General features: G+C 56.3%; 19 protein-coding genes. 10 read left to right on the top strand and 9 right to left on the bottom strand.

Going from position 1 to position 26028, the window contains the following annotated elements:
- Positions 1–7: 7 nt before the first annotated feature.
- Entirely contained in the window at positions 8–361 is a 354-nt protein-coding gene (locus BQ8290_RS10410) for a hypothetical protein (protein ID WP_108789936.1), read from the bottom strand.
- Complete coding sequence (locus tag BQ8290_RS10405; protein WP_108792279.1) at positions 358–1527, bottom strand: acyl-CoA dehydrogenase family protein; 1170 nt, start codon at positions 1525–1527, stop codon at positions 358–360. The genes BQ8290_RS10410 and BQ8290_RS10405 overlap by 4 nt, the downstream gene beginning before the upstream one ends.
- Before the next feature lie 163 nt (positions 1528–1690).
- Between BQ8290_RS10405 and BQ8290_RS10400 the strand changes: the two genes are divergently transcribed.
- The 3 genes from BQ8290_RS10400 (at position 1691) to BQ8290_RS10390 (ending at position 5698) form a co-directional block, all read left to right on the top strand.
- Positions 1691–3259: a PAS domain-containing protein gene (locus tag BQ8290_RS10400; RefSeq protein WP_108789934.1), complete on the top strand. Its 1569-nt coding sequence runs from the start codon at positions 1691–1693 to the stop codon at positions 3257–3259.
- A 160-nt stretch (positions 3260–3419) separates the two neighbouring features.
- Positions 3420–4160 (top strand): ATP-binding cassette domain-containing protein, encoded by a 741-nt coding sequence (locus BQ8290_RS10395; protein ID WP_337661309.1) that lies wholly within the window; start codon positions 3420–3422, stop codon positions 4158–4160.
- The gene (locus tag BQ8290_RS10390; protein WP_108789930.1) at positions 4157–5698 is read left to right on the top strand and encodes a glycine betaine ABC transporter substrate-binding protein; all 1542 of its coding nucleotides are present in this window, start codon (positions 4157–4159) and stop codon (positions 5696–5698) included. Before BQ8290_RS10395 ends, BQ8290_RS10390 begins: the two co-directional genes overlap by 4 nt.
- 14 nt (positions 5699–5712) lie before the next feature.
- On the opposite strand, the gene BQ8290_RS10385 is transcribed toward BQ8290_RS10390, so the two are convergent.
- The 3 genes from BQ8290_RS10385 to lgt form a co-directional block, all read right to left on the bottom strand.
- Positions 5713–6144, bottom strand: a complete 432-nt coding sequence (locus BQ8290_RS10385; RefSeq protein WP_108789928.1) for a DUF2147 domain-containing protein — start codon at positions 6142–6144, stop codon at positions 5713–5715.
- An 86-nt stretch (positions 6145–6230) separates the two neighbouring features.
- Entirely contained in the window at positions 6231–8456 is a 2226-nt protein-coding gene (locus BQ8290_RS15180) for a class I SAM-dependent methyltransferase (protein WP_337661308.1), read from the bottom strand.
- Positions 8360–9268 carry a prolipoprotein diacylglyceryl transferase gene (gene lgt, locus BQ8290_RS10375; protein ID WP_108789926.1) on the bottom strand — a complete coding sequence of 303 codons (909 nt, stop codon included), beginning with the start codon at positions 9266–9268 and terminating at the stop codon, positions 8360–8362. Before lgt ends, BQ8290_RS15180 begins: the two co-directional genes overlap by 97 nt.
- Before the next feature lie 200 nt (positions 9269–9468).
- Here lgt and BQ8290_RS10370 point away from each other — a divergent pair, with 200 nt between their 5' ends.
- From BQ8290_RS10370 to BQ8290_RS10360, 3 genes are all read left to right on the top strand, one after another.
- The gene (locus tag BQ8290_RS10370) at positions 9469–11184 is read left to right on the top strand and encodes an AMP-binding protein (protein WP_108789924.1); all 1716 of its coding nucleotides are present in this window, start codon (positions 9469–9471) and stop codon (positions 11182–11184) included.
- A gap of 49 nt (positions 11185–11233) precedes the next feature.
- Complete coding sequence (locus BQ8290_RS10365) at positions 11234–14020, top strand: [protein-PII] uridylyltransferase (protein WP_108789922.1); 2787 nt, start codon at positions 11234–11236, stop codon at positions 14018–14020.
- Positions 14021–14155: 135 nt separating this feature from the next.
- On the top strand, positions 14156–16468 hold the full coding sequence (locus tag BQ8290_RS10360; protein ID WP_108789920.1) for a TonB-dependent receptor domain-containing protein: 2313 nt from the start codon (positions 14156–14158) through the stop codon (positions 16466–16468).
- Positions 16469–16593: 125 nt separating this feature from the next.
- Here the strand turns inward: BQ8290_RS10360 and BQ8290_RS10355 are convergent, their stop codons facing one another.
- Positions 16594–17040: a hypothetical protein gene (locus BQ8290_RS10355; RefSeq protein WP_108789918.1), complete on the bottom strand. Its 447-nt coding sequence runs from the start codon at positions 17038–17040 to the stop codon at positions 16594–16596.
- Positions 17037–17699, bottom strand: coding sequence for a YggS family pyridoxal phosphate-dependent enzyme (locus BQ8290_RS10350; RefSeq protein WP_108789916.1), 663 nt, complete (start codon positions 17697–17699; stop codon positions 17037–17039). Before BQ8290_RS10350 ends, BQ8290_RS10355 begins: the two co-directional genes overlap by 4 nt.
- Positions 17700–17751: 52 nt before the next feature.
- Between BQ8290_RS10350 and BQ8290_RS10345 the strand changes: the two genes are divergently transcribed.
- The 4 genes from BQ8290_RS10345 to BQ8290_RS10330 all read left to right on the top strand — a co-directional run bounded on the left by BQ8290_RS10345 (position 17752) and on the right by BQ8290_RS10330 (position 23083).
- Positions 17752–18300 carry a thiamine phosphate synthase gene (locus tag BQ8290_RS10345; RefSeq protein WP_108789914.1) on the top strand — a complete coding sequence of 183 codons (549 nt, stop codon included), beginning with the start codon at positions 17752–17754 and terminating at the stop codon, positions 18298–18300.
- Positions 18297–18503 (top strand): DNA translocase FtsK, encoded by a 207-nt coding sequence (locus BQ8290_RS15280; protein WP_108789912.1) that lies wholly within the window; start codon positions 18297–18299, stop codon positions 18501–18503. Before BQ8290_RS10345 ends, BQ8290_RS15280 begins: the two co-directional genes overlap by 4 nt.
- 60 nt (positions 18504–18563) lie before the next feature.
- Entirely contained in the window at positions 18564–21002 is a 2439-nt protein-coding gene (locus BQ8290_RS10335) for a DNA translocase FtsK 4TM domain-containing protein (protein WP_108789910.1), read from the top strand.
- Between the two features lie 299 nt (positions 21003–21301).
- Positions 21302–23083 carry a diguanylate cyclase gene (locus tag BQ8290_RS10330; protein WP_108792275.1) on the top strand — a complete coding sequence of 594 codons (1782 nt, stop codon included), beginning with the start codon at positions 21302–21304 and terminating at the stop codon, positions 23081–23083.
- 9 nt (positions 23084–23092) lie between these two features.
- Here the strand turns inward: BQ8290_RS10330 and BQ8290_RS10325 are convergent, their stop codons facing one another.
- Together BQ8290_RS10325 and BQ8290_RS10315 are read right to left on the bottom strand one after the other, a co-directional pair.
- The gene (locus tag BQ8290_RS10325; RefSeq protein WP_337661307.1) at positions 23093–23500 is read right to left on the bottom strand and encodes an acyl-CoA thioesterase; all 408 of its coding nucleotides are present in this window, start codon (positions 23498–23500) and stop codon (positions 23093–23095) included.
- Positions 23501–23744: 244 nt separating this feature from the next.
- Positions 23745–25949 carry a S9 family peptidase gene (locus tag BQ8290_RS10315; protein ID WP_108789904.1) on the bottom strand — a complete coding sequence of 735 codons (2205 nt, stop codon included), beginning with the start codon at positions 25947–25949 and terminating at the stop codon, positions 23745–23747.
- Positions 25950–26028 lie beyond the last annotated feature (79 nt).

The raw sequence follows: 26028 nt of genomic DNA, 5'->3' as shown, positions 1-26028 counted from the left end.
ACGGGCATTACAACGCCTCCCCTGCGAGAATAAGCAGCCCGATCAAAGACAACAGAAAGCCGCCAGGATGTTTGGCTTTCATCATGAAGAGATTGGCAAAGCCGAGCGCGACCCAAAGCCCGCCGGTCGCCCAGACCAACATTTGTGGCACATTAGGCAGCACGATAGTCAACGCGGTCAGCAGGAAAAAGCCCGATGCCGAATGCCAGCCAAACCGCGTTATGCCTTGGGTCATAGGCTCCTGAATAAACGGATCGTCCACCGCCAGCGTCGGGGCGATCAATTTCTTCTCGCCCATCACGGAATGGAAGATTGTGGCGAACACGATCAATCCCGCCGCGATAATGTGAAGCACGCTCACCCAGCCGCTCCGATCAATTCGCGCCCTATCAACATGCGGCGGATCTCATTCGTACCCGCCCCGATGTCGAGCAACTTGGCGTCGCGCATATACCGTTCAACCGGCCAATCCAGCGTGTAGCCCGCCCCGCCCAGCGCCTGAACACTTTCGGCCGCGACCTTAAACGCATTCTCGCTCGACAAGAGGATAACGCCCGCTGCGTCAAACCGCGTTGTCTCGCCCGCATCGCATGCTTTGGCGACGGCATAGGTGTAAGCACGGGCCGATTGCAGTGCGACATACATGTCGGCGACTTTGGCTTGCATCAATTGGAAGCTACCAATGGGCTTACCGAACTGCTTGCGCTCGCGCAGATACGGGATGACCGTGTCCAAACACGCCTGCATAATACCCAGCTGCAAGCCGGCCAGCACGACCCGTTCATAGTCAAGACCACTCATCAAAACACCGACGCCGCCGTTCAAAGGGCCCATGATGCGGTCTTCGGGAATATGGCAATCATCAAACACCAATTCCGCCGTGGGAGAGCCCTTCATCCCGACCTTTTCGATCTTCTGGCCAATCGAAAACCCTGCATCATCTTTTTCGATCAAGAACGCGGTGATCCCGCGGCTGCCGGCGTGGCCGTCGGTCTTGGCATAGACGACCAGTGTGTCGGCTTCGGGTGCGTTGGTGATCCAAAATTTCGTGCCATTCAGAACATATCCGCCCTGAACCGCCTCCGCCTTAAGCTTCATTGAAACCACATCAGAACCGGCGGAAACCTCGCTCATCGCGAGTGAGCCGACATGGTCACCATTGATCAAGCCGGGCAGGTATTTCGCCTTTTGATCGTCATTGCCCCATCGGCGGATTTGATTGATGCACAAATTGGAATGGGCGCCGTAAGACAAGCCCAAGGATGCGCTGGCGCGGCTGACTTCTTCGACCGCGATGACGTGTTCCAAATATCCAAGGCCCAAGCCGCCATCCGCCTCATCGACCGTGATACCATGCAGGCCCAGCTCGCCCATTTGACGCCACAATTCGGCGCGAGGGAAATAATCCTCGCGGTCGATCCGGTCGGCCAACGGCATAATCTGCTCATCCGAAAAGCGGCCCACGCTTTCACGGATCATCGCGGCACTTTCGCCAAGTTGGAAATCAAAATCGGGGGTAGCGCGCATGGCAATCACTCTTCCGTTTGTGCGAACCCGCGCAACAAATGCGCATGTTCGTAATGTTTCATTACCAGCCTTTAGCAACACGGAAGGATAAGGCCAACGCCGCGAAAGCCGTCTTTTGTTCGGTGGCCCGTTCGGTTGGTTTGACCTAACTCGGCGTTACTGTATGGCACATTCAACGTCTCTGGAGCGCGATGCAAGGAGCGATCTGCTGAGTTTTAGTGAGCCTGAATCCAAGCCAATCGGCAATGCCGCTTCGCCCAATTCCTTAAGCGAAGATAAGCGCTTAACCGTGCTCGCCAGCTTCGATGCCGAAGCGTTGGCAGGAGACGAAGAACTCGCTCGCCTCACTCGATTTGCGGCGCAATTGTGCGGCGGAGGAAGCCCCACCGTTAGCGCTTCGGTCAGCTTGGTCGAGGCCGAGCGACAACGTTTTATCGTCGGTTCCGGCATGACGAAAAAACAAACCCCGCGCTCAACCAGCCTTTGTTCGCATGCAATGCTAGGGCGCGACCTTTTCGAAGTGTTGGACGCATCCAAAGACGACACCTTTGCCAATTTCGAACTCGTTCGCGGCGATGCACATTTGCGATACTATGTCGGCGCGCCGTTGATTTCAGGAGAGGGTGCATCCTTGGGCGCCCTATGCGTTACCGATACCGTGCCACGGACCACGCCGCTCAACGATCTGCAACGCGAAGGTCTGTCCGTGTTGGCCGAATCCGTGATGCGCAGGCTAAATGCGCATCGCGAAGCCAACACCGCAGGGGCCGAGCTCAAAGAAAGCGCGCAACGGCTGCAATTCATGCTGGACAGCGTGCCCGACATTGCATGGTCGGCCGCACACGGCCCACAATTCGACTATTTCAACGCCCGGTTCACCGAAGTTACCGGATTGCCTGCACGCGAAAGCGTGGATGATTGGCGCGAGGTCATCCACCCTGAGGATTTCGAAGCCTCGCTCGTCAAGTTTCAAACCGCGATGTCCACAGCGAGCTTTTTCGAAGACGAATGGCGTTTACGCCAAACCGATGGAACCTATCGCTGGGTGATATCGCGCGCGGTTCCATCAACCGACGATCCCGAAACGGCGCGCTGGTTTGGGACATTGACCGATATTCACGATCGGTATCGCATTTCACAAGAACGTGAATTGCTGGCCGGGGAATTGGCGCATCGGATCAAAAATGTTTTCTCCGTCATCACCGGCCTTGTCTCTTTGCATGCGCGCGGGGACGCGACCCTTGAACCGTTTGCCCGAACGTTGGCCGACAACATTCAGGCCTTGTCGCGGGCTCAGAGTTTCGCCCTACAAGTGGATGCCGAAACGGATGGCGAATTGAAGGACCTTTTGGGGGTCTTGATGGCTCCCTACGGCGTGCCCGGCGAAAGCGCGGTGAGCATCACCGGCGATAGCGTCCAAACCGGCGCCCGTGCGGCGACACCACTGGCTTTAGTGTTTCATGAATTGGCGACCAATTCGGCAAAATACGGAGCGTTGAGTGTCGCCGAGGGGAACGTCGCAATCACCGTGAGTCATTCCGACGGTACCGTTCAAATCGGTTGGACAGAGACCGGCGGACCGCATGCGCAAGAGCCACTAGATACCGGGTTCGGATCACGTTTGGTCAAAATGTCGATTGAACATCAATTGGGTGGGACAATAACCCGCGATTGGCAGACCGGCGGATTGAACGCGATCATCACGGTGCCGGGCGCTCGGCTCGAATTGTAAGAGCATCCCTTAGGCCAAGGCCCTTGGCGCGACGGAGTTTGGCTTCTAGGTTGGATCGCGAGGGGCCAATCCAATCACATCAAAACCATCCGATACCGACGCGTCGCAAACATCAGCGATCCTGACCTTTGACAATGCAGAACGTCGGTACGGCGATGTTGTGGCCGTTGGCGGGGTGTCATGCACGATAGATAAAGGCAGCTTTGTCGCCTTGGTCGGATCGTCGGGATCGGGCAAATCAACCTTGCTCAAAATGGTCAACACGCTCGTCACGCCTACTGGGGGCCGCGTTCTTTTTGGCGCGGACGATGTGACCGGATTAAAACAATCACAATTGCGCCGCCGGGTTGGTTATGTGTTTCAAGGGATCGGATTGTTCCCGCATTTCACCGTCGGCGAAAACATCGCCATAGGACCGCGCCTGACCGGGGAGAAACTGCCCAAAGATCGGATCGCAGAATTGCTAGATCTGGTCGAACTTGAACCGGAAATGGCCGATCGGATGCCGGATGAATTGTCCGGCGGACAACGTCAAAGGGTGGGCGTCGCCCGGGCATTGGCAGGCGACCCCGAACTGTTGATCATGGACGAACCTTTCGGCGCGTTGGACCCGATCACGCGCGATGCCTTGGGCAAAAAGGTGCGTGAGCTGCACGACACTTTGGGCCTAACCACGATCATGGTGACGCACGACATGGCAGAGGCTTTGTTGCTTGCCGATCGCGTTTTGGTGATGTCCTTTGGCGACTTGGTTGCTGATCATACTCCGCGCGAATTGCTTTCGGGCGACGGTGGAGAGATTGCTCAAAGCCTCGTCTCTGTACCCCGACAACAGGCCGAGAGATTGGCCGCGATGGAGAAATTGACTCCAGCCATCGCGTCACAAGGTGGAACGGCATGAACGAAATTTTTGTTATCCTGTTGGGCCTTGGCGACAAATTCGCGGCGCATATCGTGCTCGCAGCCAGCGCGATCGCATTGGGCATTCTTGTGGCGCTGCCCTTGGCGGTTTGGGCCAGCCGTTCGGCCAACGTCTCTCGCATTGCATTGGGCTTTGCCAGTTTGGTGCAAACCATCCCGGCATTGGCGCTCTTGGCGTTGTTTTTCCCGATCCTATTGTCGTTGCGGAGCGTTTTCGGCGAAGATTTGCCGACGCTTGGATTTTTGCCCGCTCTGCTGGCGCTGGCACTCTACGCTTTGTTACCGATCCTGAGAAACGCGGTCACTGCGCAATCCAATCTTGATCCCGGCGTCTTGGAAGCCGCCGACGGAGTGGGGATGACCAGTTGGCAAAAATTGACCATGGTCGAAGCCCCTTTGTCCGCACCGTTCATTATGGCCGGCATCCGCACCGCCAGCGTTTGGACCATTGGCGCTGCAACGCTTTCAACCACGATCGGTCAACCCAGTTTGGGCGACCCGATCTTTGCCGGATTGCAGACGCAAAACTGGGCCCTGGTTGTTGCCGGCTGTATAGCCAGCGCGGGGCTTGCTTTGGTCGCGGATGCTCTGCTTGGATTGGTTGAACGCGGTTTTGCCAATCGCAAACGCTGGCAATCCGGTCTGGGGATGGCGGCGGTTGCCGTCGGGGTGATCGCCGCGCTGGTGTATCAATCGGACGGCGATGATGACGACGCAATCGTGATCGCATCAAAGCAATTTTCGGAACAATACATCCTTGCCCAATTGATCGGGTCGCAATTGGAAAAGGCCGGGTATTCAGTTGAATATCGGGACGGTCTGGGTTCCGCTGTCGTGCACAGCGCAGTTGCATCCTCCAGCATCGACATTTCGGTCGATTACACCGGGACGATCTGGACCAATGAGTTGGAACGCACGGACAATCCCGGCCGCGAAGAAATGTACGACACCATCGTCAAATGGGAACAAGAAACGACCGGTGTGCGGGTCTTGGGGCGGTTGGGATTTGAGAATGCCTATGCGTTCGCCATGCGCGGCGACCGTGCGGCAGAATTGGGCGTGACCTCTTTGGAAGAATTGGTGCCGTTCGGGCCAGGTTTGACCGTCGGCGGCGATCCCGAATTTTTCGAGAGGCCCGAATGGATTGCGGTGCGCGATGCCTATGGTATGCGCTTTGGCGAAACCCGCAATTTCTCACCAACCTTTATGTACAACGCTCTGAAATCTGGCGAAGCCGACGTGATCAGCGCGTATACATCGGACGGTCGCATCGCTGCGGACAGGTTGGTCGTGTTGGAAGATCCACGCGGCGCTTTACCCAGCTATGATGCGATGGTGATGATGTCGCCGCGAGTCGCAAATGACGAAGGGGTGGCGCGCGCGCTCCAACCGTTGATCGGTGCGATCAGCGTCGAAGCCATGCGAGAAGCCAACTTTGCCGTCGACCGCGAAGGCGAAGGCAAACTTAACCCCAAGGAAGCAGCGCGGGAGCTCGCCGAAACAATTGGGATCGATTGAGGGTTACGCCCAATTTAGCGGGCGCGGCGCCACGTTTGCGCCTGACAGAATGGGCCGATGCATCCACGCACTTCAAGCGTATTGGGCCCGGTACGGCGGATCACCGAACGATACGTTTTGCCCGTATTGGGATCATAAATCCGCCCGCGCCACAAATCGTCATCTTCGCGGAATTCGGTCAGTATGGGCAAGCCTAGCAAGCGTCGATTTTTCAAGCTGTCATCGGGATTGTAGATATCGCGCTGATCCTGGCCATCGGGCGGCGTGATAAGGAAACGGGCAATCGTGCCGCAGGTGGTGTTGCCGCACGGTTTGATTTCAACAACCGCATCGCGATCTTCGGTGATCCAACGACCAGAAATTGCGTCCGCAGCGACAGCCGGTGTCGCGGTTATCATGAACGCCGCCAACGCGGTAAAAAAGCCCAAAACTATCCGCGCGAACATCTGAAATCTCCTGAAACTCTATCCTCTATACGATAGAATCGGGCCATTGGTTACAGGCAACGGCGATTGACGGCACAACCAGGGGGTCAATCGAAACCAACACCATTTGGCCACCGTCGGCCACACACGCCCAACACTTTGAACAGCAATCCCATCTGGCCATCTTCAACCAAGCGATCATATTGCCGCTTCAACTTGTCCACCTCGGCTGGGTTTTTGCGCTGGAGCGCTTCGTACCGCGTATCGATACCCATCTGTCTAAGCCAATCGCCCTGCATTTGGACGCCCATCACATCGGCACCATGGCTTACGGCGACATCTTTGAGCAGTTCAAAATCGACATGTGCCGTCAAATCCGCCTCACCGGGATGGGCCAAGGGATCGACCTTTTCATGCGCACGGATCGCCTGAAGTGTGGACCCGGCGCGCAATTCGAACGACCCATAATCAATGATCAACGCGGCGCCGCCCTGGTCTTTCAAACGCTGAGCGATTTCGCCCATCACAGCGCTGGCGGCGGCGCTGGTTTCGATCATGGTGCCTTGGGATGCGCTTTTCCAACTTTTCGGGACGATTGTGTCCATTGGTTTGTCACCGGCCACAAAGGCCAATTCATCACCGTCAAGCCCGATCATCCGTTCGTGCCAGCCATTGGCCGATCGCACGAGTTGATGGATCGGCAATGCATCGAAGAACTCATTCCCGACGATCAGCAACGGTGCATCGGTCGGCAAAGTCGAAAGATCATCGTGATGGACCGCATCGGGAAACGCTTCGCATTGGATTTTTCGCAGGGCCCGCGATGTTTCGACAAAGTGGATTTGCGGATCAAATTCATATCTCGCGGCGGTGCGCAATGCGTCGCTGGCCAATGTACCGCGTCCAGGGCCAAGTTCGACATAATGGATCCGTTTGCGCGCACCCATCCGAACCCATAGATCGGCAAACCAAAGACCGATAAGCTCACCAAACATCTGGCTAACTTCGGGCGCGGTGATGAAATCGCCTTCCTCTCCCAAGGGATCCCGACTGGTGTAATAACGCGCGTTGCTCTCTGCCATATAGTGGGCGAGACTGATCGGGCCGGTTTCGCGGATAAGCCGACGGAACGTTTTGCCAAGATCTTTGGCTTTCCCGATGGCGTCTTTTAGAGCGTCGGCTTCTTGTTCTGCTTGTTGCGCTAATTCCAGCTCTGCTTTTTCTTCCGCTTCGGCCTGCTCCGCTTTCTTGGCGGCTTCCGCCGCAGCAGCGGCCAACGCAGCGGCTTTTTCTTTGGCTTCTTTCGCCTTTTTCTGTTCGGCCTTTTGGGCGGCCGCTTTTGCCTTGGCCTCGGCTTTGGCTTTCGCCTCTGCCTCAGCTTTTTCCTCCGCCAACGCTTTGGCTTCAGCCGCGGCTTTGGCTTCGGCTGCTTCTTTGGCCTTTTTCTCGGCGGCTTTGGCCGCGGCTAAGGCTTCTTTCTTCGCCTTTTCTTCTGCAGCTTTCTTGGCTTCCGCTTCTGCGCGCGCTTTCGCCTCTGCCTCCTTCTTGGCCTTGGCTTCTGCTGCATTGCGGGCCTTTTCCTCGGCCAGTTTCTTTGCCGCTTCTTCTTTGGCTTTTTCTTCCGCCTCGCGTTTCGCGTTTGCTTCGGCCTCTTTCTTAGCCTTGGCTTCGGCTGCTTTCTTGGCCTTCGCTGCCGCTTCGGCCGCAATCCGCGCCTCTTCTATGGCTTTCGCTTTGGCGGCGGCTTCCGCTGCGGCTTTGGCTTCGGCAGCTGCTTTCGCCTTTGCGCGTGTCTCGGCGGCCTTGCGGGCCTCAGCCTCTTCGCGGGCGCGTTCCTCGGCTTCCGCTTTGGCCAATGCTTTCGCTTCGGCCTCGGCCTTTGCTTTGGCCGCAGCTTGGGCGGCAAGACGGGCCCTTTCTTCGGCCTTTGCTTTCTTTTCGGCTTCGGCTTCGGCTTTTGCATCCGCCTCTGCTTTGGCGCGCGCGTCGGCTTCAGCCTGTGCTTTTGCTTCTGCGAGTGCCTTGGCCTCGGCTGCAGCTTTGGCTTTTGCAGCCTCCTCTAAAGTCTTCGCGGCTTCTTGGGCGGCGGCCTTCTCGACAGCCTTTTTCTGGGATCGCGCTTTGCTGTTCGACGTTTCGCGCGGCAACACGTCGTCATCCGGGACCGTGGATCTGGTCCCGTCGCCGTCGATCAATGTTAAAACCGTGCAGCGCGCAGGGCGCAGCGTGATTGTGCCTAGGCCGGGGCTGTTGTCCCCGTCCCCACGGGTTTCCTCGTCACGGCGTAAATCGTGACAATCAATCCAGTCAAGATCAGCGGTATTGATAGCCATTGTCCCATCGAAAGTCCGGTTTCCGTCACCAGGCTTTTCAGTTGTGCATCAGGTTCGCGGAAAAATTCGTTAACAAATCGTGCGATCCCCATGCCAAGCGTGAAAATCCCAACCAGAAGACCGGGGCGATAGCGCGCCTTGGTCTTCCAGAAAAGCACGAGCAGGATCACCAACAGCAACAATCCTTCTAGGCTTGCTTGATACAGCTGGCTTGGATGGCGCACGACATCGCCGGCGCGGCCATCAGGGAAAATCATCCCCCACGGCACATCGGTTGCACGGCCCCACAACTCACCGTTGTTAAAGTTTGCAAGTCGGCCAAGCAACATGCCCATCGGCACATTCACCGCGATAAAGTCACACAGCCTTAGGAACGACAGCTTTCCGCGCACCGCCACCCAGCCGATTGCCGCCAAAACGCCTAATACGCCGCCATGGAATGACATTCCGCCATCCCACATGCGGAGCAATTTCCAACTGACGAAACCATCGCCGGAGAAATCGGTGAACGCGCTGGGGATGCCTGTGTCGCCGCCGGTGTAGAATGCAGCATAGCCAAGGCGCCCGCCCAAAATAACGCCCAATGTGCAGTAGAAGAAAAGGTCATCCGCATGCCGTTGTGCCATGGGCGCACCGGGTGTTTTGATCATCTTACTCAGATGCCAATAGGCGAACATCACCCCGATCAAATAGGCGAGTGAATAATATCTCAGCTGGAAGCTGCCGATCTCAAAAAGATAAGGGCTGAGGCCAAGATCGGACCAATAAATTGGGTCCGCTAGGTTGCCGCTTGCAGCAAGTAGTGACAGCACGAGTTGAACCTCTTAGTAAACATAGCGAACTTGAAAGCGTGTATCGCCCGGCGTCGCCTTCATTCGTGCTATTGGCACAGCGACGACCTCGGGGGAACCCTCGCTGAAGTTCAAAGATTTTCGACACGTCGCGCCCCGTAGGCGGCGAAAGTGATAACAAAGCCGCAAACAAAGCGGCGACTTGAAGGAGAAAGAACCGCATGCCCAGTCAGTTGGACAGTGCGCTTGAAGCGATCATGGTCGAAATGACCAAAGAAGGTCAGCCATTTCATACAACGCCCATCGAAATCGGCGGCGTCGAAATGCCAGCATTCACGGTCGCTCCTCCTACCCTTGCGCATTATTTCGCGCATTTCTGTAACGAACACAAAGACGTGCCTTTTGTCGTCGACGGCGATATCCGCATGACATTTGGCGAAACCTATGCCGCCGCAATGTGCGTGGCAGAGGGGCTTGTGACCAAGCATGGCATGCAGAAAGGCGACCGTGTTGGGATCGCCGCGCGCAATTCCACCAACTGGATGATCGCCTATATGGGCATCGCAATGGCCGGCGGTTGTGTCACATTGCTCAACGGTTTTTGGTCCGGCGATGAACTCGCATACGGTATTCGCCTTGCTGAATGTTCGATCGTGTTGGCCGATGCCGGCCGCGCCAAACGCCTTGAAGGAACAGAGCATTCCGCCAAACTGGTGATGATTGAGCACAACGCGCCATCTGAAGGGTTGGCCGAAACATGGGCCGTGCCCGCCGATCAAGCGAGCAGCGTCGCCATGCAAATGCTGGGTCAGCTAACCGCCGACGATCTGGCGACCATCCTGTACACATCCGGATCCACCGGTCAGTCGAAAGGCGCCTATTCCGATCATCGCGGCGTTGTTGCCGGCGTGATGAATTACGTCGCGCAAAGCGCGATGGCCAAAGTGTTGTTGGAAAGCAAAGGCGAAGACGTCAGCGCGCAACCTTGTGCCTTGGTCGCTGTGCCGTTGTTCCACGTTACTGGCGAAATCCCGTTGTTCCTTCAATCCTATGCCATCGCGCGCAAATTGGTCTTAATGCCCAAATGGGATGGGCGTGAGGCGTTGCGCTTGATGGATCAGGAAAAGGTCACCTATTTTGTTGGCGTGCCTCTCATGAGTTATGAAATGGCCACTCACCCAGATCGCGATCAATTCGATCTATCGGCCTGCAAAAGCTTCGCCGCAGGTGGTGCACCGCGCCCCGTCGAACATGTGACCAAAATCAAAGAAGCGTTCCCGGGCGGCTTCCCTCTCTTGGGATACGGTCTTACCGAAACCAACGCGGTTGGGTGCGGCAATTTCAATGAAAATTACCTCGCCAAGCCGGGATCGACCGGCAAGGCGTCCTTGCCTTTGGTTGACCTCGCGATTCTAGACGATGACGGCAACCCGGTCGCGCAAGGCGGCGTTGGCGAAGTGTGCATTCGAACCGTCGCCAATTTCCGCGGCTATTGGAACAATGAGGAGGCCACAAACAAAGCCTTCACCGACAACCAATATTTCCGCACGGGCGATTTGGGCTATCTCGACGAAGATGACTATCTCTTCATCGTCGATCGCAAGAAAGACATCATCATTCGCGGCGGTGAGAACATCACCTGTATCGAGGTCGAAGACGCGATTTACGCGAATGACGATATTGCGGAATGTTCGGTATTTGGCCTCCCGGATGAACGCATGGGCGAAGTGCCCGCCGCAATTTTCCGTGTCAAAGATGGTCGCGATGCGATGACCGGTCCGCAATTGCGCGAATTCCTGTTGTCGCGGATTGCTCCGTTTAAGGTTCCTCTCGAAGAACATATCTGGGTGACCAATGAGGTGCTGCCGCGCCTTGGCACGCAGAAAATCGACAAGAAGAGCCTGCGCGAACATTACACCAAGTTGATCGAAGCCTAAGGCGTCTGCGCCTTAGCTTGCGAAACATATTGATAAGGAGAGGGACGCGATGACTGACTGGAGCCAGCCCAGTCGGCGCGTCCCTCGTCAACGTGCGATATTCAACCGTCGCGCTGTGATGGGCGTGATCGGCGAATTGGTCGACGCGCAAGAAAGCGCAACCGGCGACGATGTCCGGCCGCGCATACTAAAAACGCTCCAAGAGGCTGTCGATCAAGGCCGCGCTGAACTGGAACAGCGGCTTAAAGACAAGCCATCGGCCGGCCACGAAATCACGCTGGGCTATGCATTCCTAACCGACCAATTGATCCGCGTGATCCACGATCACGTCACCACCAATGTCTTTCCCGCGGGCAATCGCACCACCGCAGAGCGACTCGCCGTGTTGGCCGTTGGCGGGTATGGGCGGGCCGAGATGGCCCCGCATTCCGATGTGGACATCGCCTTTATCACGCCGATGAAACGATCGCCGTGGTGCGAACAAGTGATCGAGGCGATGCTCTATCTCATTTGGGATCTGGGCCTGAAAGTCGGTCATTCCAGCCGCACAATCGCCGATACAATGCGGATGGCGAAAGAAGATCTCACCATCAGAACTGCCCTGTTGGAAGGGCGGATCGTTTGGGGCGATCACGATGTCTATGATGAATTGCGTCAGAAATTCTGGGCCGAAGTTGTGCGCGGGAACGAACGCAAATTCCTCACCGAAAAATTGGAAGAGCGCAATCAACGGCACACGCGGATGGGCAACAGCCGCTATGTCGTCGAACCGAACGTGAAAGAGGGCAAAGGCGGTTTGCGCGATCTGCAAACGCTCTATTGGATCGGCAAATTCATGCATCGCGCCGACACCGCCGCCCAGTTGGTGGAAATGGGCCTATTCACACCGGCTGAATACCGCAGTTTCCGCCGTGCAGAAGGGTTCTTATTGGCGGTACGGTCGCACATGCACGTGATCACCAACCGCGCCGAAGACCGCCTCACATTCGATCTGCAGCGCCAAGTGGCAGAACGTATGAATTTCGCCGACCGACCCGGTAAAAGCGCGGTTGAACGGTTCATGCAATACTATTTTATGCAGGCGAAACGCGTTGGCAGCCTGACCGGTGTGTTTCTGTCGCATCTGGACGATGAGTTTGCGAAGAAACGCGCACGCAGTGGCTTTTTCGCCGGCTGGTCTGCCAAACCGCGCACGCTAAAAGGCTATGTCGTAACGGGCGGCCGTATCAAGGCGCCCCGCGACCGATGGTTTGCCGATGATCCGGTCCGGTTGATTGAACTGTTCCAATTGGCCGAAGCCGAAGGGCTTGAAATTCACCCGGAAACCATGCGTCAGGCCGGTCGTGATACCAAATTGATCGACAAATCAATCCGCCATGACCCGCGCGCCAACGCCTTGTTTTTGGATCTTTTGGGCGGTCGCAACGACCCCGAAACCGCGTTGAGATGGATGAACGAAGCCGGCGTTTTTGGCCGCTTTGTTCCCGATTTTGGGCGGGTGAACGCGCAAATGCAGTTCGACATGTATCATCACTACACCGTTGATGAACACACGATCCGGGCGATCGGACTGCTCAGCCAGATTGAGCGCGGCCTATTGGAAGATGACCATCCGCGCGGCACCAAACAGGTCCACCGCATCGCGTCACGTCGCGCCTTGTATGTCGCGGTCTTGCTGCACGACATTGCCAAAGGGCGCGGTGGCGATCATTCGGTCTTGGGCGCCGATGTCGCAAAACGTTTGTGTCCCCGTTTTGGTTTGAACGAAAAAGAGACGGCTCTGGTCCAATGGTTGGTGTTGCAGCATCTCTTGATGAGCTCGACCGCGCAAAAACGCGACCTGACCGATCCCAAGACGATTGAGGACTTTGTTGCCGAGGTGAAGACCGTTGATCGGCTGCGCAATCTGGCGATCTTAACCGCGGTTGATATTCGCGCGGTAGGCCCGGGGACGTGGAACAGTTGGAAAGGCCAATTGCTCGGCGAACTCTATGACGCGGCGCAGGAACGCTTACGGCTGGGCCACAAACGCAAAGGTCGCAGCGCACAGGTCAACGCGAAAAAGAGCGTGGTGTCCGAAACGTTGGCGGAAAATGGTGCGTTGGTCGACGATATCGGCGGATTGTTGGGCGATGCGTATTGGATTGCGGAACCGGTCGACATCATCGCCAAGAACCTCATACAATACCAAGAAGCCCGGCGGATTGAAGAAGACCTTTCGATCCATTGCGAAGTGGACGAAGAACGCGGCGCAACCCTTGTCAGCGTCATCGCTGCCGATCACCCCGGACTGTTTTACAGGATTGCGGGCGGAATCCATCTTGCTGGGGCCAACATCATTGATGCCCGCATTCACACGGCAATGAATGGTTATGCGATTGACAATTTCCTGGTTCAGGATCTGCACGATCAACCCTTGCGCGAAGAGAGCCAGATCGTTCGCCTGAAACAGGGTATTAAGGACGCGCTCCTCGCCAATGTTGAATTGGTGCCGAAATTGGCCGCCCGACCGTTGTCCCATTCGCGCGCGAAAGCGTTCGAAGTCGCGCCCAGTGTCAATTTCGACAATTCCGCGTCGAACCATTTCACCGTCATCGAAGTCACCGCGCGCGATCGGCCTGCACTCTTGAACCGGTTGGCGCACGCTTTGTACAAAGCAAACCTGATCGTTCAATCCGCGCATATCACCGCCTATGGCGAAACGGCGGGCGACACTTTCTATGTCACCGACCTGATGGGGAGCAAGGTAACGACGCCAACGCGCTTGGCCGAGATTGAGGCGGATCTCCTTGCCGCAGCCAGCGACAAGCGCCAGCGCGAACACGAGGAAGCCTAAGCGACAAGCGCCAGCATTCACCATGCCGCGCGTCGATCTGCATTGCCTGTTCGACCACCAATTCGCAGAATAGGTTGCATTCGTGTGACTCAAATGCAATGGGCCTCTTCCCCTACGTCAGGAGAGACTAAACCTATGAATATCCCCGCTCCCTCGCGGCAGTTTGCAGCCGTACTTTTGTGTTCATGCGCCCTCACCCCGTTTGCCGCTCACGCACAAGACACCGCAACCAACGAAACCCCCGCCCAAGAAGAGCGCACCAGCACGCTCGACACCATTGGCAACATCGTTGTCACCGGCACCAAAACCCAAAACCCCGAAGATGTGCAAGACGTACCGTTGGCCGTCACCGCTTTTAACGCTGACACATTGGAAGCGTTGAAAGTTCGCGACGTTCAAGGCCTGACATTCTCTGCACCGAACGTATCACTCGACCAAATCGGCACCAGCCGAGGCCAGGCGAACTTCTCTATTCGCGGGCTTGGCATCAACTCTTCGATCCCTTCGATCGATCCAACCGTCGGCGTGTTTGTCGATGGCGTCTATTTGGGCACCAATGGCGGGGTCGTTTTCGACCTTTTCGATCTCGATAGCGTTGAAATCCTGCGCGGTCCGCAAGGCGTGTTGTTCGGTCGCAACGTGACCGGCGGCGCGGTGTTGATCAACACCGGCAACCCAACCGAAGAATTTCGCGGCAAATTCCGCGCTGCGGTTGATGGTCCGGTTGATGGCGGGCGCGGCGGTGCAAACTACACTGCAAGCGGCGTGATCTCTGGCCCGATCATCGAAGACACTTTGTTGTTCAAAGTCGGCGCCTACTACAACAACGACGAAGGGTATTTCCAAAACTCCTTCGACGGTTCGAACCACGGTGCGGCAGAAACCTACATCATTCGCGGCGCTCTTGAGGCGCGTCTCGGCGATCTGACCTTGACCGGTAAGATCGACTATTTCGACAGTGAAGGCGACGGCCCAGCGGCGCAAAACCGCGGCGCTTTTGAACGCGACACGTTCGATTTTGCGATCGACAATCGCGGCAGCTACACCAACGAGACAATCAACGCATCGTTGACAGCAGAATGGGACATTGGCCCAGGCACGTTGACCAACATCTTTGGTTATCGCGATTATCAAGCAACCACCGATGCCGATATCGATGCGACCGCTTTGTTCCTGTTCCACTCCAGCACGGAAACTGAACAGGATCAGATTTCGAACGAAATCCGTTACGCGGTTTCAACCGACAATTTCGACCTAACGGTTGGTGGGTTCTATTTTGATCAATCGATCGCCTACACTGAAATTCGCGAAATTCCGGTTTCGACGCCGCTCACATTCTTTGGCGGTGGTCAGCAGGATCACGAAGTGCTCGGCGTATTTGCCAGTGGCCAATACTACCTCACCGATAGCCTTTCGGTTATCGGCGGTATCCGTTGGAGCCAAGAAACCAAGGATGCGGCCGTCACTTATGTCCGTCCGCGTGCGGCCTGTTCGGTTGTTGATGGCACTTGCCCAACCACCGGCGTGAACTCGTTCATCCCAACCGAGAATAATGGCTTCACCGACAGCGTTCGTTTCCGCAATGTCTCGCCAAAGTTGGGCCTGCAATACGAATTCAATGACAGCCAGGTCTACGCGCATTGGACCCGTGGTTTCCGTTCGGGCGGCTACAACTTCCGCATCACCAACGCGAACGCATTCGAAGCAATCGCAACGGCACCGGGCGGTTCCTTCTCGTTCGGTGAAGAGCAAGTCGACAATTACGAAATTGGCGGCAAGTTCGAAACAGCGGATGGGTCGCTCACGCTGAACGTCGCTGGTTACATCACCACGATCGACGACATGCAGCGCGAAGTGAACCAGTCGGACCCAGTTTCGGGTGTGGCTCAATCGATCTTTAACACTGCCAACGCAACGATCACCGGTGTCGAAGCAGAGGCGCGCATGCGTCTTTCAGACAGCTTGATCGTGACCGCCAATATCGGCCTTATCGATGCCGAATATGACGAGATTCTCTTCGACATTTCCGGCGACGGCGTGATTGATCAAACGGATCTTGATCTGCGTTTGCCGCGTGTGCCCGAAGTGACCTTTGGCTTTGGCTTCATCCACGAATTGTTCATCGGTGACAGCGAAATTCTGACCCGCGTGAACTACCAGTATCGTGATGAATTCGCCTACACCGACAACAATCTCGGCTTTGTTCAGGACATCTCAAACCTCGAAGCGAACATCACATGGGTTACGCCAATGGATGGTCTTTCGTTCTCGATCTATGGCCGCAACCTGTTTGACGAAGTGCAAGTTGGTGGCGACACACAGATCCCGTTTGGTGGCGCGCTTTCAAACGGCGTGAACCAACCATTTGGCGCAGCGCCAGCAGCGGGGACATTCTCGCCGCTGTCGAAAGGCCGCCAAGTGGGTGTAGAGGCTCTGTTTGAATTCTAACGAAGAATTGGCACCTGCACCGATCTCGGCGCGGGTACCAAATTTCACATAGAGAAGGGGCGCTTCGCATATCGAGGCGCCCCTTTTTTTAGCCGGTTTGGACGATCAGTCGTTGGTTGAGGGACCTATTCCCGCATCAACAACAAAACCGCGGCCCGCACATCATCAAAACCAACGAAACACCATTCAATCCGGGCATCACTAACCGGATTCCATAGCCCTTCCAATCTGTTGGAGAGGACGGTTTTGGGGCCCTCAAACAAACCCACAAAATCTCGGGCACACGCGGCCGCGCCGTGATCACCCAACCATTCTTGCTGTGGGAACTCCATGTCAGCCCTTAACGCATCTGCGATCACGCCCAGTGCGGATCGGGTATCGTCCGGGCCGCCAAAGGCATCCAACATTTCCCAATTGAATCCTATCGGCTTCAATCCCTTGGCTTGCATGATCGCGTCGGCGATATCGCAATGTGTGCCGGTCGTTTGGGGGGTGATTGCCTCATCGAACACAATCTGCGCGCGGTCTTCCAAGGGCCGTTGCCATTCTGCCCAGAATGTGTCGCCGCTCACCCGCGTTCGCCGAACAAGGCCGTGCCCACGCGAATATGCGTTGCGCCCAATTGCACCGCAGTCTCGTAATCGCCGCTCATCCCCATGCTCAAACCGCTAAGGCCATTGTCCGCCGCCAATTTCGCAAGAAAAGCAAAGAATGGCGCGGGTTCTGTTCCCGATGGGGGCAAACACATCAACCCAGCGATGGGAATATCGGCACCGCGCACTTGTTCGATAAATTCGGGCAATTGCGCAATCGCGCAGCCGCCTTTCTGATCTTCATCGCCAATGTTGACCTGGATGAAACACGGGACTTTGCGGCCCGCTTTGTCCATCGCTTTGACCAATGCCTTCAATAGGCTCACCCGGTCCAAAGCGTGAATGACATCGAACAATTCGACAGCCTCGTCGGCTTTGTTCGATTGCAATTGACCGATCAAATGCAATTCTGTGTCTGGGTACATGTCGCGCAGCGCCGGCCATTTGCCTTGCGCTTCTTGAACGCGATTTTCGCCAAACACACGGTGACCGGCCTTTAACAAAGGTTCAATTCGTTCGGCCGGATGCGTTTTGCTGACCGCGATCAGTGTGACATCCGAAGGCTTACGCCGCGCGGGTTTGCACATGCGCGCGACATTGGCTTGAACGGTTTCGAGACGATTGGCTGCACTTTCCATATCGGCGCGCTATAAACGCCCTGTGAGACAGTTAAAGCCCTTCCAAACATCTTTGGCCAACCTTCCCCTATCCCGTCATTGGTTGATCTCTGATGCGCGCAACGATGCCGCGCTGCCCGATGCGCTACGCCGATTGCCGCGGGGTAGCGGGTTTATCTATCGGCATTATCACCTTGATGGGCCGGAACGGTGGACGCGGTTTCGCGATCTTCGCCGGGTGGCGCGCGCGCACGGGCACACGATTATCCTCGCCGACAGCGCATTGACCGCACGGGAATGGGGCGCCGATGGCATCTATGGCAGCGCCCGATCGCTATGCCCACAACGCGCCGACATGCTTCATTTGGCAACCGTCCACAACGCCCATGAGATCGGCCTTGCAAACACAATGGGGGCGGATGCGATCTTGCTGTCGCCGGTATTTGCCACCCGGTCTCACCCTGGAACATTGTCTGGTCGCGCGGTGTTGGGGCCGGTGCGGTTTCGATTGTTGGCGCAACGAGCGCGCGTGCCCGTGATCGCGTTGGGCGGGATGACCGGGCAGCGCGCTCGGGCCCTAAATTGGCCGCGCTGGGCCGCCATTGATGGGTTGAGTGGGTGAGTAAAATCAATCCGGACAACTCCAAACCTTTAACCGAAGCCGTGTTGTATCGGCGCGCTTGTGAATGGGTGACGCGCGATCAATCCGCATCGATTGCCGCACTGCAATTGCATTTTCGTATTGGATATCGGCTCGCCTCGCGATTGCTGAATCGGATGATCGACAATGGCGTATTATCGGTTCCTCACAGTCACCTTCACTAGGAAACAATTTGACCCCGCCCGCCCGAGGATTCATGGTGTGTTCCGATCTAGGAGCTCCGAATGGCGACCCGCGCTATGACCAACAGAAATTCCCCAGCAGATTGGCGCATCGGTTTGCGTCGCAGCATGCGCCGCGTTGCCCAAATGACCGGCGCAGGCGTGTTGATTGGCGTGATGACGTTCCTCGCCTTATCCCTGGCCAGCTACACCCAGACCGACCCCAGCCCGTCCACCGCGGCGGCGGCAACAGGGATCAGCAATTGGATGGGCAGTTGGGGCGCGTGGGCGGCCGATAGAGTGCTGTTCGCGTTTGGTTTGCCAAGCGTCCTATTGCTCCCATTGCTGTACATTTCGGCGCGAAAGTTGTGGCGCGCGGTTGAGTTGGACAGCGGCGAAGGCGGAGATGTTTACGAAGGGGAGACCACCCGTTGGTGGCTGCCCACCGGCATGTTGTTGATCGCCATTGTCTTGCTCAGCACGGTTTTATCGCTGGGGTTTGATGGATCCAGTGGAACGTTGCCTGCGCAATTGGGTGGGGTTTCGGGATTGTTGGGCGCGGGGGGAATCGAAGCAGTGGCCAATCGCTTTGGCGGCGGCGAAGCCGCGGCCGCCTCGGGTTGGATTATCCTTGCTGCGGCGCTTGCGTGTCTCGCCGGAGGTACCGCTCTTTTAACGCGCGTCTTTGCGATTGATTGGCGTGTTTTGTTGACCTTGCCCAACTTCATCAGAGAAAGCCGGATCGGAGGGGCATTCCTTTCACGCTTGCCGTTTGGCCGTTCAGGCGATCCGCAGCTGACCTTCATCCAAGATGACAGCATCGACCCGCCGACCACCAAAACAGAGGCCAAAGGCGGGCGCAAATCCAAATCAGTCGTCGAGCCTGCGGCGGAACCCACTCCGCGCCGCGCTCCTGAAATTAGCGATCCTACCGCCCCGCCAAAACGCGCAGAGCCGGCCAAGAAGAACCAACGCGACATGTTCGCGACGTTTGAATTGCCAAGCCTTGATCTTTTGGCAGACCCACCAGAGGACACCGGGCCTAAGCTTGATAAACTCGCATTGGAACGCAACGCCCGCTTGCTTGAAAATGTGCTCGACGATTTTAATGTGAAGGGCGAGATTACCGCCGTTCGCACCGGGCCAGTCGTCACCATGTACGAATTGGAACCTGCGCCCGGTATCAAAGCGAGCCGCGTTGTTGGATTGGCCGAGGATATCGCCCGCAACATGTCCGCGATTAGCGCGCGCGTATCGCCGATCCCCGGTAAGACAGTTATGGGTATCGAATTGCCAAACACCGATCGCCAAATGGTGATGCTGCGCGAGCTCGCCGCGTGCGCTGCCTTTGCCGAGGCTAAGGGCAATTTGCCGATCATTTTGGGCAAGGACATTGCCGGTGAACCTATTATCGCGGATCTTGCCGCGATGCCGCACCTATTGGTTGCGGGCACAACCGGGTCGGGCAAGTCGGTCGGATTGAATTGTATCATCCTATCGCTGCTTTATCACTTTACCCCTGCCGAATGCCGGATGATCCTAATCGATCCCAAAGTGCTCGAACTCGCCAGTTATGACGACATTCCGCACCTTCTATCGCCGGTCGTCACCGAACCACACAAATCGGTGCGGGCGTTGAAATGGGCGGTTGAGGAAATGGAACGCCGCTATCGCATGATGAGCAGCGTGAATTCTCGCAACATCAACAGTTTTAACGACAAAGTCAGCGCGGCTATCGCCAAAGGCAAACCGTTGGGTCGCCGGGTTCAAACGGGTTTTGATCCCGACAGCGGCGAACAATTGTACGAAGAAGAACAGCTCGATTATGAGCCGTTGCCGCAGATCGTTCTGATTGTGGATGAGCTGGCCGACTTGATGGTCACAGTAGGCAAAGAAATCGAAGTTCTGATCCAGCGCCTTTCGCAAAAATCGCGCGCGGCCGGCATCCATTTGATCATGGCGACACAACGGCCATCGGTTGATGTCATCACCGGCGTGATCAAGGCAAACCTGCCCACTCGGATCAGTTTCAAGGTCACCAGCCGGATCGACAGCCGCACCATCTTGGGCGAACAAGGCGCCGAACAACTGCTCGGCAAAGGGGACATGCTTTACAAGCCGAACACCGGCGCAACCGTCCGGGTTCATGGGCCGTTTGTTAGCGATGATGAAGTTGAGGCCGTGGCCGATTTCTGGCGGGCCCAAGGGAAACCCGAATATGTCGATGCCGTCACCGAAGAACCCGAAGATGGCGGCGGACTGAATTTCGAAGACGACCTAACCGCTTCTGATAATCCCGATGAACGCAAATATCGCCAAGCGTGTCAGATCGTGATCGAAAACCAAAAGGCATCTGGATCCTGGCTCCAGCGGCAAATGGGCGTCGGCTACAACACCGCCGCCAAATGGATTGAACGGATGGAGAGCGAAGGATTGGTCGGCCCGGCAAACCATGTTGGCCGACGCGAAATCTTCCGTGATCAAGATGGCAATCCGATCTAAATTTCGGCCCATTCAAACAGTGATTTGAAGGCTTTCTCTTGCACTTGGGCTGAAATGTTTCGGCATGACCGAACTGCGCAGCCTACTATTCGGGTGAGACTAAGATGCCCGTTATGTGAGTTAACATCGGCGTATTATCGTGCAAAATTCTCATCTCGTCTCCATTAATCAATTGATTTATCGTACTTTTGCAAACTTCGATCGCACGAACATTTAAGATCATCGTAATGGGTTTGCGGTAAACGGGCCCAATGCAGCGTGTGCGCTTTTTGACCCTGGTGACCTTTGCCGTGTCACTCATGGCCCTGTGGCTTGTGCCACAGGCGGCCCATGCACAGGCGCATGCCGATCACAGTTTTGTACCGCAATGCCACCTCGCAAGCGGAACCGATGTTACCCTTTCGCAATTGGCAGGCGCGGGATCGTTGGACGGTTCTGGTCCTACGCAATGGATTTGTGATGGCACTGACTGGCGCGCGAATGAACCAGTCGCATGGCTGCGCTTCGACCGCTCTGCATGGGAAGAATTGGCCGCAACCAAAACTCTAGAGCCCCGCAATTCAAGCGCATCGGATCAAAGTGATTTTCCGCATTATTTCTTTTCGCGCATAGCTCGGTTCGAATCGATCACATTCGCGGCGGTCGATGTCGACGGCAAAATGCGCACAGCGCGTTACGCCGAAGTCGAAGGGCAGCCCTTTGCCGCCGGGCCCGTTTTTCAACTGAAATTGCCTCAAATCACTGCGAAAACCGAAGCGCTGATCGTGCAGATCAACAATCCGCATTCGGTTCCGCTTTTGACCGAAGCGCGTCTTTCTGAATTTTCAGAGGACGCCGGCTGGTCGCAATTTGAAATGATGTTGTTGGCGTTGGTGATTGGTATGCTGATCCTGCCGCTGTTCTTCGATATCAGCTTCTTCATTGTGCTGCGCGAGCGGTTTGTCGCGGTGCATGCCGTGATGGTCGCATCGATGATCGCCTATGTCCTGTTCGCTGGGGGGCTGATTTCGGTAGCTGTCATCTTACCGCTTCAGGTGATCGCAATTGCTGGGCCGTTGTTCTGGGCCATCGGGTGCGGGATTTCTGCACTATTCCTTGCCGATTTCTTGGAAGACGGCACGCAATCGGAATTCATGCACAATGTGACATTGGGAACCGGGCTTTGGACGATCTGCGTGCCGGGATTCTTTGCCTTCCAATTTCACTGGACCCAACCGGTTGATGACCGTGCCTATTTCGTGACTTTTATCCCAGCGATTGTCGTCATCACCGCTTCCATTGCGGAAGGCGTTTGGCGGGGTAGCCGATCGGCGCGCTTTATCGCCGTGGCTTGGACACCGATCATGCTCGCGTCATTGGAGCGAATGGCGCGTGGTTTGGGTTGGTATGTTGGACCATCCAACCTCGATCAAATGCTCTACATCGCCACCGGCATTGAAGTTGTTGTGATCAGCTTGGCTATCGCGGATCGCTTCCTCGCCTTGCGTAGGGAGCGCGACGCCGCCCGCACCGAAGCTAGGATGCTAGAAAAACTGTCGGAGCGTGATCCGTTGACCGGCCTCACAAACCGACGCGCATTGGAAACTCGCTTTGATGAATTGCGGGAGGAGGGTTTTGACACTTTCGCCGTGATCGACCTCGATAAGTTTAAGCTCGTCAATGACCGGTTCGGCCACCAAACAGGGGATAAGGCCCTGATCGCGGCGGCATCGGCGTTACGAGGGACCACCGACCGCGACACGATCGCGGCGCGTCTGGGCGGGGAGGAATTCATCGTCATGCTGCGCGGCAAACGCAGTGTGGAGCGCGCCGAAGCCTTGCGCCAATCGATCCCGGTGCGGATCGCAAGCGAGGTCGAAGGATTGGATCGCCCGATCACCGCGAGCATGGGCGTCATCGCTTTGCCGCGATCGATGGACAGCTGGATGAGCTTTGACGAATTGTACGCCCGCGCGGATAAGCTGCTCTACGATGCGAAAGCGGCAGGCCGCAATCGGACCTCGTTTGAACGCGTAACCGTTTTCCACGAAGCACCCTTGAGCCGAACCGACCCTAAATTGGCAAGCGAAGCCGGAGCGTAATCCTGCGTTCTAATCCGCCGCTGACGGTTGGAACGGGGCCAGCACTTCCGGCCTAACCCGTGCCAATCTTCCGGTTTCCCGATCAAGCATCGCCCAAGTGGTGCGAGCCGACACAAGCACTTTGCCTGCCTCGCCGGTAAACTCAGCCACGCGCATCGACTTTGCTCCCTTTGCCGGGTCAGGGATATAGGTCGTGCCCAGCGCGCTTTCGCCGGCCGCGATATTGCCGCGGTAATCAATCTCATGACGGATCACGACCCAGAAGTATAGCTCTTGGTGCGCAGGAGCCGCGACCGCTTCCCAATGCGCGGTGGCGAGATCTTGGATCCATTGCACCCAGACCGAATTGTTCACATGACCAAGCTCGTCAATATGGGCAGGCTCGGCCGTAAACGTGCGGGTAAAACCGTTCTTCACAGGCAATTGCCTTTTGAGCATTGATAGAAAAGTATGGCCCAGAAATAGGCGGGCCATGCGAAGAGGGGCAGCGTTGTCATCATCCACCAGAGGCGAAATTTCAAAACCCCAAATACCGCTAGCATGGTCCCCAAAATAGCTACCGGCCCCGCAAGAACGAAAGCCATCTCATCGCCGACAATCCACATCAGGGCGACTGCTACTGCGCTTAAGCAGACGACAAAACTGGTTGCTATGCGAGCATTCACTCGGCATGCTCACTCATCCCCATTTGCCACAGGATAAAGGCAAACTCCTCCGCCGTTTCGCGCAAGGAATTCCATCGGCCCGATTGTCCCCCGTGCCCGGCACCCATATTGGTCTTCATCACCAACACATTGTCGTCGGTTTTCATATCGCGCAGAAGTGCCACCCATTTGGCCGGCTCCCAATAGGTAACGCGTGGGTCGTTGAGGCCCGCCGTAACCATCATCGGTGGGTAATCCTGCGCGCTGACTTGGTCGTATGGGGAATAGGAGAGGATGTAGGCGAACGCCTCTTTGCTCTCGATCGGGTTGCCCCATTCTTGCCATTCACCCGGCGTCAGCGGCAATTCCGCGTTCAACATGGTGTTGAGCACATCGACAAACGGCACATGGCTTACGATTGCGCCATATTGCGATGGGTCTTGATTGACGATCGCGCCCATCAATTCCCCGCCAGCCGAACCGCCGCTGGCCGTGACCATGCCTTCTGCGGTGAAACCCTGCGCGATCAAACCGCGCCCGGCGTCAACGAAATCGTTGAACGTGTTGGTCCGCTCAAACATCTTGCCCTGGAGATACCAGCGACGACCCAAATCATCACCGCCGCGAATATGCGCAATGGCATAGGCAAAGCCGCGATCAACCAACGAAAGCCGCGTGGTAGAAAAGCCAGGCGGGACGGCATAGCCATAGGCGCCATAAGCGTAGAGGTGCAGCGGCCCCGGCCCTTCGATCCCTTGTGCGGCCAAAATCTCAGCACGGTCTTTGCGCATCACCACGCTGACCGGCACCATCGTGCCATCGCGCGCTTCGATCTCCACCCGCTGTGTTTCGTACAGCGATGCGTCATAGCCGCTGGGGATTTCTTGTTGCTTCAACAATTCCAGCGAAGCCGCAGCTACATCATAATCATAGACCGAGTCGGGCGTGACCATGCTTTCATACGAAAGTCTCAGCACGGTTTGATCATATTCCGGGTTGTTTGACAGACCCGCATCATAGCTCGCCTCTGGAAAGGCAATAGGCTGAGCGGAGAGGGGCGCGTCATATTGGCGGATCTGAACCTGATCGAGGCCGTTCAAACGCCCTTCGGTGACGAAGAACCCTTCGAACAATTCAAAATCGGTGAGATAGAATTCATCCGATCCCGCAATCACGGTTTCCCATGATCCCGGCGTTTCCAGAGACGCTTTGGCGAGGCGAAAATTGATGTGATCGTCATTGGTCCAGACGAACATATCGCCCTCGCGAATATCCACGCTGTATTCCACGCCTGTTTGACGCGGTTTGATCAAAGTCAGCGGGGCGGTCGGATCATCGGCAGAAACAAAGCGCACTTCGCTGGTTTCATTGTCGCCGGTCGCGATGATCAAATAATCTTCCTGAGCCGAAAGTCCCGCGCCCACGCCAAAGCTTTCATCGTCCTCTTTATACAGGACCACATCTTCAGAGACCGGTGTGCCAATCACATGGAGTTTTGCTTCCAATGTGCGCCAATTCTCGCTCGACGGGCCGTAAACCAACGCCGTATCATTCGCGACCCATGTTAAGCTACTGCGGAGGTTGGGGATTTCATCGGCAAGCAACTCGCCTGTCTCGAAATCCATGATCCGCGCGGTGTAACGCTCTGCTCCGCTGGTGTCGGTGGAATAGGCCATGAGCCGGCCATTCTGGCTTATTGATAAGGCACCAAGGCGGAAATATTCGTGGCCTTCTGCCAACACATTTTCGTCCAGAATCAAAGTGGCTTCTGCGCCCTCATCCAGCCCTTTGCGATAATGTTTGCGATATTGCGCGCCCTCTTCAAACTCGAACCAATACAGATACTCACCCATCCGTTGAGGTACGGTGGAATCGTCTTCTTTGATCCGTCCGCGCATTTCGGTGAACAACGCCTCAGTCAGAGCGCCCTGCGGCTCCATCTGCGCCTCGAAATAGGCATTCTCGGCGCGGACATAATCCAGCACGTCTTCGTCATCGATCTCGGGATAGGATTTGTCGTACAGCCATTCGTAGGGATCAGAGATGGTGATCCCGTGATGAGTGTACGTGTGTTCGCGCTTTTCAGCGATTGGCGGGGAAACGGTGGGAGGTGTTGCTGTCACGCTGGTTGTGTCCTCATGAGTGTCGGCGGAAACTGCGCTGGTCATAAGCGCCACAAAAGCGCCCGCACATGTAAGAAGAGTGAGTCTAGAATTCGACATGCCGGGTGGTTCCTTTGCGAGGGCAAGCTCCGCTGGAAAGCGGCGGCCAATCGGCCTATATGGTCAGTTATTAGAGACT

Source organism: Erythrobacter sp. Alg231-14 (assembly GCF_900149685.1).
Taxonomy (GTDB): Bacteria; Pseudomonadota; Alphaproteobacteria; order Sphingomonadales; family Sphingomonadaceae; genus Erythrobacter.
Note: the sequence above shows the minus strand (reverse complement) of the source record. Positions and strands in the feature narration are given on the sequence as shown.

Coding starts and splice junctions, on each gene's coding strand:
- BQ8290_RS10405 (WP_108792279.1), bottom strand. CDS start 1,527: ATGCGCGCTACCCCCGATTTTGATTTCCAACTTGGCGAAAGTGCCGCG.
- BQ8290_RS10400 (WP_108789934.1), top strand. CDS start 1,691: ATGGCACATTCAACGTCTCTGGAGCGCGATGCAAGGAGCGATCTGCTG.
- BQ8290_RS10390 (WP_108789930.1), top strand. CDS start 4,157: ATGAACGAAATTTTTGTTATCCTGTTGGGCCTTGGCGACAAATTCGCG.
- BQ8290_RS10385 (WP_108789928.1), bottom strand. CDS start 6,144: ATGTTCGCGCGGATAGTTTTGGGCTTTTTTACCGCGTTGGCGGCGTTC.
- BQ8290_RS15180 (WP_337661308.1), bottom strand. CDS start 8,456: ATGGCTATCAATACCGCTGATCTTGACTGGATTGATTGTCACGATTTA.
- BQ8290_RS10370 (WP_108789924.1), top strand. CDS start 9,469: ATGCCCAGTCAGTTGGACAGTGCGCTTGAAGCGATCATGGTCGAAATG.
- BQ8290_RS10365 (WP_108789922.1), top strand. CDS start 11,234: ATGACTGACTGGAGCCAGCCCAGTCGGCGCGTCCCTCGTCAACGTGCG.
- BQ8290_RS10360 (WP_108789920.1), top strand. CDS start 14,156: ATGAATATCCCCGCTCCCTCGCGGCAGTTTGCAGCCGTACTTTTGTGT.
- BQ8290_RS10350 (WP_108789916.1), bottom strand. CDS start 17,699: ATGGAAAGTGCAGCCAATCGTCTCGAAACCGTTCAAGCCAATGTCGCG.
- BQ8290_RS10335 (WP_108789910.1), top strand. CDS start 18,564: ATGGCGACCCGCGCTATGACCAACAGAAATTCCCCAGCAGATTGGCGC.
- BQ8290_RS10330 (WP_108792275.1), top strand. CDS start 21,302: ATGGCCCTGTGGCTTGTGCCACAGGCGGCCCATGCACAGGCGCATGCC.
- BQ8290_RS10315 (WP_108789904.1), bottom strand. CDS start 25,949: ATGTCGAATTCTAGACTCACTCTTCTTACATGTGCGGGCGCTTTTGTG.